Genomic DNA, 11,245 nt, shown 5'->3' with positions numbered 1-11,245 from the left:
TCCCGTGAGGCTTAAACGATCAGTCGTCGCGCGAGCCGCCGAAATACCCGCAACCGCGCTGCACCTGACCATCGACGCGCAGTTCGGCGCTCATGTGTTGAATGCTGCCAGTGCTGCTGTCGACGCAGCGTTGCGGCGCGACCCACAATTCGATGTGCTGGTTATTGGCTTCGGTGCTGAGGTTGAAGCGGCCATCGCCCAATTGCTCTTCAACGTAAGGCACTGCCAATGGCGGCTGGCCGGCGCGGTCGATGACCATGCCCTTGCCGCTGACTTTCACGTTCCACTCCGGGGTGTGACCGGCGGCGCGCAGAATCAGCAATTTGAAATTGGCATCCTCGCATCCATTGCCCGAGCGCTCGACGCGGTACAACTGCTGCAGGTCGAGCTGGCCGTCGCCATCACCCGCAACGATCCGCCCGCGCACATCGGCGAACAGCTTGCCTTTGGCATCGGCCAGCGTAGCGGCCTGTTGCAATACGCTGGTGCCGCCCGTGTCGTTGACCACATAACGTCGCTGCTCACCGCACGGCTGGAACAACAGCTTCCCGTCGGCTGCACTCAACTGGCCTTGCATGCGGGTCTGGCCGACGTGGGTAGCACTCTCACGCTGGCCATCGAACAATTGGCAAGCGGCGAATAGAGGAAGCAGGGCAACGAGAACTAAGGAACGGGCAGCACGCATCTTGGGGTCTCCTGACAAGTGCCGCCACGTTACTCAGGCTGACCGTTCATCACAAGACTGGAGTTTGTCTGCGGCAAATCTGAGGTCGATTTATCGGCAACAACTTGAGGTAAATCCAAAGCCGAATACCAGGATGCCAACGGTAAGCTGTCACTTTTTTGCAGGGGGTGGATGTGAAGAAGGCAGTGGGCTGGAAGATCGGGTTGTTGTTGCCGGTGATGATGGGGGCGGCCACGGCCAGTCAGGCTGCCGAGATCAATTTGTCCTCGGCAACCGATTTCACCCGGATGGATGTGCTGTTGAAGGATGACGACAGACTTCAATCGACGTTTGAAATGAATGTCACGCTCAGTCCTGAAGCCACCGAGAGAATGCAGAACATTTCTCGTGCTTCCCTGGGCCAACAATTGACGCTGTCGATCAATGGCTGGAAGGTCTCTACCGCGACAGTGCAATCGGTCCTGGGCTCACAGTTCAGGGTTTCCATCCCGAAAGCCGTGGCCAAAGACCTTTTGCCCACATTGGTCGATTGAGCTTGAACCGGGTCAGCCCACGTGAAAGGTCTGGCCGGTTTGCAGGCCTTCCACGCTTTTGGCGTAGGCCAATGCCACATCCGCTGCCGGAACCGGTTTGAAGCCACGGAAGTACGGGGCGTATTTGCCCATGGCTTCGACCAGCACGTTCGGACTGATCGAGTTCACGCGCAGGCCACGTGGCAGTTCGATAGCGGCGGCGCGGACGAAGCTGTCCAGCGCACCGTTGACCAGCGCTGCCGAGGCACCACTGCGAATCGGATCGTGGCTGAGCACACCCGTGGTGAAGGTGAACGAGGCGCCGTCATTGGCGAACTCGCGGCCGATCAGCAGCAGGTTGACCTGGCCCATCAACTTGTCTTTCAGGCCCAGGGCGAAACTTTCCTCACTCATTTCTGCCAGTGGTGCGAAGGTCACGTTGCCGGCGGCGCAGATCAGCGCATCGAATTTTCCGGTCTGCTCGAACAGTTTGCGAATCGAAGCACCGTCACTGATATCCACCTGAAAATCGCCGCTGTTGCGGCCGATGCGCACGATCTCGTGGCGCTGGGACAGCTCCTTGTCGACTGCCGAACCAATGGTGCCGCCTGCGCCGATCAAAAGAATTTTCATGGGTACTGATCCTCAAGTGGATTGAATGAGTGCTCAGTCTAGAGTGGTTTTTTATCTGGATAAGCGCACTAATAGGCAACCTTTGGTTTTCAATTGGAAACAATCAATGAGTGAGATGGATGATCTGGCGGCGTTCGCGGTATTGGTAGAAGCGGGCAGTTTTACCTTGGCTGCGCAGCAACTGGGTTGCAGCAAGGGCCAATTGTCCAAACGCATCAGTCAATTGGAGGCACAGTTCTCTGTGGTTTTGTTGCAGCGCACCACGCGGCGCTTGAGCCTGACAGCTGCCGGCGCGGCGTTGTTGCCGCAGGCGCAGGCACTGGTGACCCAGGTCGAGCGCGCACGCCAGGCCCTGGCGCGGTTGAAGGACGACATGGCCGGCCCGGTGCGCATGACGGTGCCGGTGTCGTTGGGGGAAACCTTCTTTGATGGGTTGCTGTTGGAGTTTTCGGCCAAACACCCCGAAGTGCAGATCGAACTGGAGCTCAACAACAATTACCGTGACTTGTCTCGCGATGGCTTCGATCTGGCGATCCGCGCCGACGTGGCCATCGACCAGCGGCTGGTGGCACGTCCGCTGCTGGCCTGGCATGAAATGACCTGTGCCAGCCCGGCCTATCTGGAGCAATACGGCGAACCGCAGACCCCCCAGGCACTGGCCGAACATCGTTGCCTGCTCAACAGCCATTACAGTGGTCGTGAAGAATGGTTGTATCACCAACAGCACGAACTGTTGCGAGTGCGGGTTTCGGGGCCGTTTGCCAGCAATCATTACAGCCTGTTGAAGAAAGCCGTACTCACTGGCGCCGGCATTGCGCGCCTGCCGTCCTACTTGCTGTCGGCGGAATTGGCTGACGGCCGTTTGCATTGGCTTTTGCGTGATTATCAGACACGAATTATGCCGATGTATCTGGTGCATCCGTATCAGGGCGGATTGCCAAAGCGTACGCAGGTGTTGGCGGACTATTTGATTGGCTGGTTCAAGCGCAGCGGGGAGGTGTTGGACAGGCTCTAACAGATCGTTCCCACGCTCTGCGTGGGAATGCCTCGCCGGACGCTCTGCGTCCGCTTGGGACGCGGAGCGTCCAGGGCTGCATTCCCACGCAGAGCGTGGGAACGATCGGCCAAGGGAGTCTGGCAGGATAAGAAAAAACGGCCCGAAGGCCGTTTTCTGTTTACCGCTGAAGTTAGCCGCCGAGGTACGCTTCGCGCACTTTCGGGTCAGTCAGCAGCGCTTCACCAGTGCCTTGCATCACTACCCGGCCGTTCTCGAGAACGTAGGCGCGGTCAGCGATTTTCAGCGCCTGGTTGGCGTTTTGCTCGACCAGGAACACCGTCACGCCGTCCTTGCGCAGCTGTTCGATGATGTCGAAGATCTGCTGGATGATGATCGGTGCCAGACCCAGCGACGGCTCGTCGAGCAGCAGCAGCTTGGGCTTGCTCATCAGCGCACGGCCGATGGCGAGCATTTGCTGTTCGCCGCCGGACATGGTGCCGCCGCGCTGGCTGAAGCGTTCTTTCAGGCGTGGGAAAAGTCCGAGGACCTTGTCCATTTGCTCCTGGTAGTCGCCCTTGGCGGTGAAGAACCCGCCCATGGACAGGTTCTCTTCGACGGTCAGACGAGAAAACACCCGACGACCTTCCGGCACCACGGCAATGCTCTTGCGCATGATCTGCGAGGAGTCCTGGCCGACCAGTTCTTCACCCATGTAGCGGATGCTGCCGCTGTGGGCGCGCGGTGAACCGCACAGGGTCATCAGCAACGTGGACTTGCCGGCACCGTTGGCGCCGATCAGGGTCACGATTTCGCCCTGACGGACTTCGACGTTGACACTGTGCAGGGCCTGGATCTTGCCGTAGAAGGTGGAAACGTTTTCGAACTGCAGCATTTACGCTTCCCCCAGGTAGGCTTTGATCACTTCAGGATTGTCGCGGATCTGTTCCGGCGTACCGTCGGCCAGAGGGGTACCCTGGTTGATCACGACGATGTGGTCGGAAATGCTCATGACCAGTTTCATGTCGTGTTCGATCAGCAGCACGGTGACATTGTGCTCTTCACGCAACACGCTGATCAGCGCCTTCAGGTCTTCGGTTTCCTTCGGGTTCAGGCCGGCGGCCGGTTCGTCGAGCATGAGGATCCGCGGGCGGGTCATCATGCAGCGGGCGATTTCCAGGCGACGTTGCTGACCGTAGGCCAGGGTGCCGGCCGGACGGTTGGCGAACTCTTTCAGGTTGACCTTTTCCAGCCAGTACTCGGCGAAGTCCATGGCCTCGCGTTCGCTCTTGCGGAACGACGGGGTCTTGAACAGGCCGGACAGGAAGTTGGTGTTCAGGTGACGGTGCTGGGCGATCAAGAGGTTCTCGACCGCGGTCATGTCCTTGAACAACCGCACGTTCTGGAAAGTACGCACCACGCCTTTGAGGGCGATCTTGTGACCCGGCAGGCCTTCGATCGGCTCGCCGTCCAGCAGGATGCTGCCACCGCTCGGCTTGTAGAAGCCGGTCAGGCAGTTGAACACGGTGGTCTTGCCGGCGCCGTTGGGGCCGATCAGGGCAACCACTTGTTTCTCTTTCACGCTCAAGGCCACGCCATTGACCGCCAGCAAGCCGCCGAAGCGCATGCTCAGGTTTTCTACTTTAAGGATCTCGCGGCTCATTTGCGCAGCTCCATGTGAGGACGTTGCATGGGCAGCAGACCCTGAGGGCGCCAGATCATCATCAGTACCATCAAGGCACCGAACATCAACATGCGGTATTCACTGAACTCACGCATCATTTCCGGCAACAGGATCATCACCACGGCAGCGAGGATGACGCCCAGCTGCGAGCCCATGCCACCGAGCACCACGATGGCGAGGATGATCGCCGACTCGATGAAGGTGAAGGATTCCGGCGTTACCAGGCCCTGACGGGCAGCGAAGAAGCTGCCGGCAAAACCGGCGAATGCTGCGCCGAGAGTGAACGCGGAAAGCTTGATCACCGTCGGGTTCAGACCGAGCGCACGGCAGGCGATTTCGTCTTCGCGCAACGCTTCCCAGGCACGGCCCAGAGGCATGCGCAGCAAGCGGTTGATGACGAACAGTGCAGCCAGTGCCAGGAACAGCGCGACCAGGTAGAGGAAAATCACCTTGTTGATCGAGTTGTATTCCAGACCGAAGTACTCGTGGAAGGTTTGCAGACCCTCCGCGGCTTTACGTTCGAAGGTCAGGCCGAAGAACGTTGGCTTCTCGATGTTGCTGATGCCGTTCGGGCCGCCGGTGATATCGGTCAGGTTACGCAGGAACAGACGGATGATTTCACCGAAGCCCAGGGTCACGATCGCCAGGTAGTCGCCGCGCAAGCGCAGTACCGGGAAACCGAGCAGGAAGCCGAAGGTGGCCGCCATCAGGCCGGCAATCGGCAGGCAGATCCAGAAACTCAGACCATAGTAGTGCGACAGCAGCGCGTAGCTGTAGGCGCCGACGGCATAGAAACCGACGTATCCGAGGTCGAGCAGGCCAGCCAGGCCGACCACGATGTTCAGGCCGAGACCGAGCATCACGTAGATCAACACCAGCGTGGCGATATCCACCGCACCGCGGGAGCCGAAGAACGGCCAGACCAGTGCACCGGCGATCAACGCAATGATGATCCAGCGCTGGGTGGTCGGCAGGGTCAGGAAGTTGCTGGCCTTGGCCGGAATCAGCGGCATGCTTGGCGAAGAACGCCAGGCCGAACTGATCTGCTGGTCGAACAGCACACGCAGGAACATCAGCACCGAACACACGGCGATGGTGATCAGGGTAGCGGTGCTGGTGCCATGCACCTCGAGGTTGATGCCGACGATGGTCAGCTTCAGACCGAGTACCGGGTAGGCCACGGCCCACACCAGCAAGGCGCTGAACAGCGCCTGTTTAAGATTCCTAGTCATACCTTCTCAACCTCCGGACGGCCCAGCAGGCCGGTTGGCCGGAACAACAGCACCAGAACCAGCAGGCCGAACGCCACGACGTCCTTGTACTGGTCGCCGAAGATATCGGCACCAAAGGCTTCCGCCACACCCAACACGAGCCCGCCGAGCATGGCGCCCGGAATGCTGCCGATACCGCCCAGTACCGCTGCGGTAAAGGCCTTGAGGCCGACCAGGAAACCGGCGTTCGGGTTGATCACGCCGTATTGCATGCTCAGCAGCACGGCGGCGATGGCCGCCAGCGCGGCACCGATGACGAAGGTCAGGGCGATGATGTTGTTGGTGTTGATACCCAGCAGGTTGGCCATCTTGATGTCTTCGGCGCAGGCGCGGCAGGCGCGGCCCAGGCGAGAGCGGGAGATGAACAGGGTCAGGCCGAGCATGGCGATCAGGGTCACCACGAACACCACGATTTGCATGTAGGAAATCAGCACTTCATGTGCGCCACCTGGCCCGAAGGCAAAGTTGCCCGGAATCAGGTTGGGGATGGATTTGTCCTTGGAGTCTTGCGCCAGCAGAACCGTGTTCTGCAGGAAGATCGACATACCGATGGCGGAGATCAGCGGGATCAGACGGTTGCTGCCGCGCAAGGGGCGGTAGGCGATCCGTTCGATGCTGTAACCGTAGGCACTGGTCACCACGATGGTGGCGATGAAAGCGGCGGTCATCAACAGCGGAACACTGTCGAGTCCCATCATGGCCAGCCCGGCGATGGCGATGAACGCCACGTAGGAACCGATCATGTACACCTCGCCGTGGGCGAAGTTGATCATTCCAATGATGCCGTAAACCATCGTATAGCCGATGGCGATCAGGGCATACGTGCTGCCAATGGTCAGGCCATTAACCAGCTGTTGGAAGAAGTGATAGATGTCAGGCATTACAGCGCTCCTAAAAACCTGATACGCATTTCACTGGTGGAGTCATTTTCCCGCCCGAGCCCCGTGGATCTGCATCCACTTCGAATTCGGGGTTTGCCAGCGAACCGCTGATGACGGTTTTGAGATTTTCAGGTGGGGAGACTGGCGGATCACGCCAGCGCGGCCCAGATACATTCGTAAAACAAAGCCCACGGCACGCCGTGGGCTTTGTTGGCAGTCAGTCAGGCAGCGCCTTACTGAGGCTTGGCTTCAGTTTTTGGTTTGCCGAAGTGCCACTCGTAAACCACGAATTTGAAGTCTTTCAGGTCGCCTTTCTCGTCGAAGCTCAGGTCGCCGGTAGGGGTCTTGAAGGTGCCTTTGTGGATGGCTTCAGCCACTTTGGCGGAGTCTTCGGACTTGGCAGCCTTGATACCGTCGGCAATCACGGTCACAGCCGAGTAGGCCGGGAACACGAATGGACCGCTCGGGTCTTCTTTCTTGGCTTTGAACGCATCAGCCAGGGCAACGTTGGCCGGATCCTGGTCGAAGGATTTCGGCAGGGTCACCAGCAGGCCTTCGGAAGCGTCTTTGGCGATCTGCGAAATGGAGTCGTTACCCACGCCTTCCGGACCCATGAACTTGGCTTTCAGGCCTTTTTCCTGGGATTGACGCAGGATCAGGCCCAGCTCCGGGTGGTAGCCGCCGTAGTAGACGAAGTCGACGTTGGCTTGCTTGAGCTTGGCGATCATCGAAGAGAAGTCCTTGTCGCCGGCGTTGACGCCTTCGAACACGGCGACTTTCACGCCTTTCTTCTCAAGAGTGGTTTTGACGGCGGTGGCGATGCCTTCACCGTATTGCTGTTTGTCGTGCAAAACAGCAACGATCTTCGGTTTGACGTAGTCGGCGATGTAGTTACCGGCGGCAGGGCCCTGGGCGCTGTCCAGACCGATGGTACGGAAGACCATTTTGTAACCACGGGCGGTGATGTCCGGGCTGGTGGCAGCCGGGGTGATCATGATCACGCCTTCGTCTTCGTAGATGTCCGAAGCCGGTTGAGTGGAGCTGGAGCACAGGTGACCCACCACGAACTTGACGCCGTCGTTGACGACTTTGTTCGCTACGGCCACGGCTTGTTTTGGATCACAGGCGTCATCGTATTCAACGGCTTCGAGTTTCTTGCCGTCTACGCCGCCTTTGGCGTTGATCTGTTCGATGGCCATTTTGGCGCCACTGAACTGCATGTCGCCGTATTGGGCTACAGGGCCGGTCTTGGGGCCGGCGATGCCGATCTTGATGGTGTCAGCTGCGAACGAATGGCTGGCAACCCCGGCCAGAACCATAGCGGCAAACAGTTTGGAAATCTGCTTAGTAGCCTTAGTCATAGTGCTCCACTCTTACTGTTGTAGTTTTTATAGTCCTGGCGCCGTTGGCAGCAGAACCGGGTCAGATATCTACGACATCCCCCGGAAATGCCCCCCGGCAACTGTACCGGTACAGTGTAGAGCGCCGATTGTCAGCCTGGGAAGCTGGCGCCAGGGGGCAAAACTTGGGGGTGTCGCCATTTTGAAAGAAAAAGACAGAATTGCGGCGGGGCGTTGAAAGGCTTATAGCCAGATTCCGTGCATTCCTTGGCCTTCCTGCTCTTTTCGATCAGTGACACAAATTGCATCTGGGTTTTTCTGCCAGACCACCGACGTTATCATTGCGTCGATTTCTTTTCCGGACCGGACCCATGACTGAAGAACCTAGCACCCTCTATGCCAAACTGCTTGGTGAAACCGCATCTATTACCTGGAAGGAACTGGAGCCGTTCTTTGCCAAGGGTGCCCTATTATGGGTCGACGCGAGCCTGGATCTGATCGCCGCGGCAGAAGCCGTAGCGAGTGATGAACGCGAGAAAGTGGCTGCCTGGCTGGCCGAAGACCAGCTCGCCAAGCTGTCTGAAACGCGGGCGCTGGATCTATTTGAACGTGATCCGCATCTGTGGGCGGTGGTGGTTTCGCCGTGGATTATGATTCAGGAAAGGGCGCAGTCCTGATAGTGCGCACCTTTATGGTGCGCGGTGTGACCGCCCGAAAGTGTGTAGCCGAGTAGCGTGATGGCAGGTTGCCGTAGAGAAAGGCCACAGCCTCACGGTGACGTAAACGTAACGGGAACAGTTGAGAGAGCAGCCTGAGGGCTGCTTAATTGTTTCTGGATGTTGGAAAGTGGTGAATTGTGATCGTTCCCACGCTCTGCGTGGGAACGCAGCCAGGGACGCTCCGCGTCCCAAGCGGACGCAGAGCGTCCGATGAGGCATTCCCACGCGGAGCATGGGAACGATCTGGAGACACTTAGTAGGCGGTTTTACCCGTATGGTTATTCAACGAAATAACCTTGGTCTTGCCTATGCGATGACGGTAGATCTCGCGCAGGTACTTGATTGCCTTCTTCACGCAATCCCGGGACAGGCGGATATCGTTGATCGAAACGAACTTGTCCTTGTCGTTGATCAGCTCGCGGTATTTCTTCTCGTACATCGGTTTGATCGCATACCAGTTGGTATCGAGGATCTTCGCCGGGTTCTCGAATTCGTTGAGCAGGTCGTCGATCAGGTCCTCGTCAAAGTGTTCATTGATGATGAAGTCCAGGATCGAGTTGTCCAGCGTCTCGTCGAAGCGGTACGGGTTTTTCGCGAAGCAACGTTTGATGAACGCCACGATCAGGGTCAGGAAGTCGTCCGACAGGCACGGGCTCTTGGCGATCAGGGTGGTCAGCGACAGGTTGGCCGAGGCGCCGATCACCAGCGCGTAACGCTTGAGCGTGGTGTTGGGGAACAGGCTGTTGAGGTGTGTCTTCAACCGGTTCAGGTCCATGTACGACAGCTTGTAATCTTTCGGCAGGGAAACGATCGACACCACCGACGAGCAGTTCTTGAAGAAGTGCAGGTCGTGCAGCGCGGCGGCGTCATAACCCGAATTCTTGTACTGCTCCAGCGATGCGCGATAACGCTTGGACTCGATCGGCAACAGACTGATGCCTTCGATGGCCTGGGTGACTTTGTTGAAGTGCGGCAGGTCGATCGAGCGGAAGAACAGGTCGTCGATGTTCAGGCGCTGCGGCTCTTTTTCGAAGACCTTGAATTTGTCGCTGCTTGGCGGCGGGGTTTCCGGCACCACGGATTCGGCATAGGCAATCGCCACGGGGCCGGCCAGGCTCATGAACAGGTCGTTGGCGTCCAGGCGGATGGTTTCGCCGATGTCGATGCCGGCGCGACGGAAATAGTTCTGGTCGTAGTCGGTGGTGACCGCCTGCGCTGTCAGAATGTTGAAGATCTGCTGCGAAATGTATTGGTTGGCGTGCTTTTCCATCGCATTGACATCAATGTTCTGGATGTTGCCGTCATCGTTTTCTTCGGCATAACGCATGATGTCGTTGGAGATCAGCATCATTGCGTTCCATGGGCGGATACGGCCCATGACGCTCGCTTCGCTGCTGTCTTCATTGGCGAAGTTGTAGGAAAAGTCCCATTCTTCCGACAGGTATTTGCACAGCAAGCGACCGGCGTTGATGTGCAGCGCTTCGGACATTTCGCTGCGATGATCGGAAATGTTCGGCAGTACGCAGATGCCGCTGGTGAAGATCGGCTCGAAGACGAAGGAATGACCGCTCTTGCTGTCGTGCTCGTCCATCGGCTTGGTGTCGAACGTCTTGTTCATGTACGAGTGCTGCTGGGCCAGGCCGAATTCCGAGGCCATGCCCGAACCGGTACCGCCGCCAGCACTGAAGATCGAGAAATACAGGCGCGACTGGTTGGCCTTGATGCCGCAGCTGTCGATCAGGTACGAGTGAATCATTTTCCAGTCAGGGCTGGAGAAACGCTGGGTGTCCTTGTTCAGGATGATCTTGGCCAGGTACTGGCCGAGAATCGGCGCGTTACCGGCGCCACCGGCATGGACTTCCGACAAGTCCATGATTTTCATTTTGCTGTAATCGCGCAGGAAGCCGCTTTTTTCGCCTTTGCGCGAGAAGCGGATGCGACCGGCGATGTCTTTGTCCAGGTCGCCGAGCATCACCAGTGGCTCGACCAGAAATACCGGCTTGGTGTTTTTGTTCTGGCCCAGGCGCAGGTTGTTGCGGATCCACTGGGCCGGACTGTAGCCCTTTTCGGCAAAACGCTTGTCCGGCGACAGGCGATCTTCGCTGTTGAATTCGTTGAGGTAGAACTTGCGGGCGTTGTACACCAGCTCCGCGACATCCAGCGCAATGTTCGAACCGCAGCGGCCCAGGCCGATCAGGCACACCGACGGGAATTCCTGATCGCTGTACTGTTCGTTGTCGCCTTCCAGGTGGGGCGGACGCGGGAACACCATGTCGCGCAGGCCGTCGAGGTTGTCGAGGATACGGTCGGTATTGGTTTCGGTGAAGTACAGGTATTGCTGGCTCGCCAGCGGGCGCGATGGCGGCAATGGCTTCGACGGTGCGGGGCTGTTCGCCGCCGGGCTCAGCGTCAGGTCGGAAATCGCGGTGGCCGGGTTATTTTTAGAAGTCATTGTTCGCCATGTACCTGGGCTGGTTGGTCGGGCGACAGGCTGTCGTCAAACCGTCACGGAATAAGATCTCGCGT

At 58.3% G+C, this 11,245-nt stretch carries 11 protein-coding genes; 3 read left to right on the top strand and 8 right to left on the bottom strand.

Annotation, left to right across the window (positions count from 1 at the left end; translation table 11 throughout):
• Positions 1 to 19: 19 nt before the first annotated feature.
• A complete protein-coding gene (locus D8U69_RS05150) occupies positions 20 to 685 on the bottom strand; it encodes a hypothetical protein (protein WP_130906831.1) in 666 nt (221 codons plus the stop codon).
• Between the two features lie 173 nt (positions 686 to 858).
• Here D8U69_RS05150 and D8U69_RS05145 point away from each other — a divergent pair, with 173 nt between their 5' ends.
• Positions 859 to 1,218 (top strand): hypothetical protein, encoded by a 360-nt coding sequence (locus tag D8U69_RS05145; RefSeq protein WP_130906830.1) that lies wholly within the window; start codon positions 859 to 861, stop codon positions 1,216 to 1,218.
• A gap of 12 nt (positions 1,219 to 1,230) precedes the next feature.
• On the opposite strand, the gene D8U69_RS05140 is transcribed toward D8U69_RS05145, so the two are convergent.
• Positions 1,231 to 1,830 carry a short chain dehydrogenase gene (locus D8U69_RS05140; protein WP_130904364.1) on the bottom strand — a complete coding sequence of 200 codons (600 nt, stop codon included), beginning with the start codon at positions 1,828 to 1,830 and terminating at the stop codon, positions 1,231 to 1,233.
• Between the two features lie 106 nt (positions 1,831 to 1,936).
• Between D8U69_RS05140 and D8U69_RS05135 the strand changes: the two genes are divergently transcribed.
• Positions 1,937 to 2,845, top strand: coding sequence for a LysR family transcriptional regulator (locus D8U69_RS05135; RefSeq protein WP_130906829.1), 909 nt, complete (start codon positions 1,937 to 1,939; stop codon positions 2,843 to 2,845).
• Between the two features lie 172 nt (positions 2,846 to 3,017).
• Here the strand turns inward: D8U69_RS05135 and D8U69_RS05130 are convergent, their stop codons facing one another.
• From D8U69_RS05130 to D8U69_RS05110, 5 genes are all read right to left on the bottom strand, one after another.
• Positions 3,018 to 3,719: an ABC transporter ATP-binding protein gene (locus D8U69_RS05130; protein WP_034146751.1), complete on the bottom strand. Its 702-nt coding sequence runs from the start codon at positions 3,717 to 3,719 to the stop codon at positions 3,018 to 3,020.
• Positions 3,720 to 4,487, bottom strand: coding sequence for a high-affinity branched-chain amino acid ABC transporter ATP-binding protein LivG (gene livG / locus D8U69_RS05125; protein WP_056856115.1), 768 nt, complete (start codon positions 4,485 to 4,487; stop codon positions 3,720 to 3,722).
• Positions 4,484 to 5,740 carry a high-affinity branched-chain amino acid ABC transporter permease LivM gene (locus D8U69_RS05120; protein ID WP_056856114.1) on the bottom strand — a complete coding sequence of 419 codons (1,257 nt, stop codon included), beginning with the start codon at positions 5,738 to 5,740 and terminating at the stop codon, positions 4,484 to 4,486. Before D8U69_RS05120 ends, livG begins: the two co-directional genes overlap by 4 nt.
• On the bottom strand, positions 5,737 to 6,660 hold the full coding sequence (gene livH, locus D8U69_RS05115; protein WP_130906828.1) for a high-affinity branched-chain amino acid ABC transporter permease LivH: 924 nt from the start codon (positions 6,658 to 6,660) through the stop codon (positions 5,737 to 5,739). Before livH ends, D8U69_RS05120 begins: the two co-directional genes overlap by 4 nt.
• A 233-nt stretch (positions 6,661 to 6,893) precedes the next feature.
• The gene (locus D8U69_RS05110; RefSeq protein WP_056856112.1) at positions 6,894 to 8,021 is read right to left on the bottom strand and encodes a branched-chain amino acid ABC transporter substrate-binding protein; all 1,128 of its coding nucleotides are present in this window, start codon (positions 8,019 to 8,021) and stop codon (positions 6,894 to 6,896) included.
• Between the two features lie 350 nt (positions 8,022 to 8,371).
• Here D8U69_RS05110 and D8U69_RS05105 point away from each other — a divergent pair, with 350 nt between their 5' ends.
• Entirely contained in the window at positions 8,372 to 8,677 is a 306-nt protein-coding gene (locus D8U69_RS05105) for a DUF2288 domain-containing protein (protein ID WP_130906827.1), read from the top strand.
• A 295-nt stretch (positions 8,678 to 8,972) separates the two neighbouring features.
• Here the strand turns inward: D8U69_RS05105 and D8U69_RS05100 are convergent, their stop codons facing one another.
• Positions 8,973 to 11,171: a hypothetical protein gene (locus D8U69_RS05100; RefSeq protein WP_056856110.1), complete on the bottom strand. Its 2,199-nt coding sequence runs from the start codon at positions 11,169 to 11,171 to the stop codon at positions 8,973 to 8,975.
• Positions 11,172 to 11,245: the final 74 nt, after the last annotated feature.

It is taken from the genome of Pseudomonas sp. Sample_16, from assembly GCF_004307665.1.
GTDB lineage: Bacteria > Pseudomonadota > Gammaproteobacteria > Pseudomonadales > Pseudomonadaceae > Aquipseudomonas.
The sequence above is the reverse complement of the archived record's forward strand: the minus strand, read 5'-3'. Positions and strand labels throughout refer to the sequence as shown.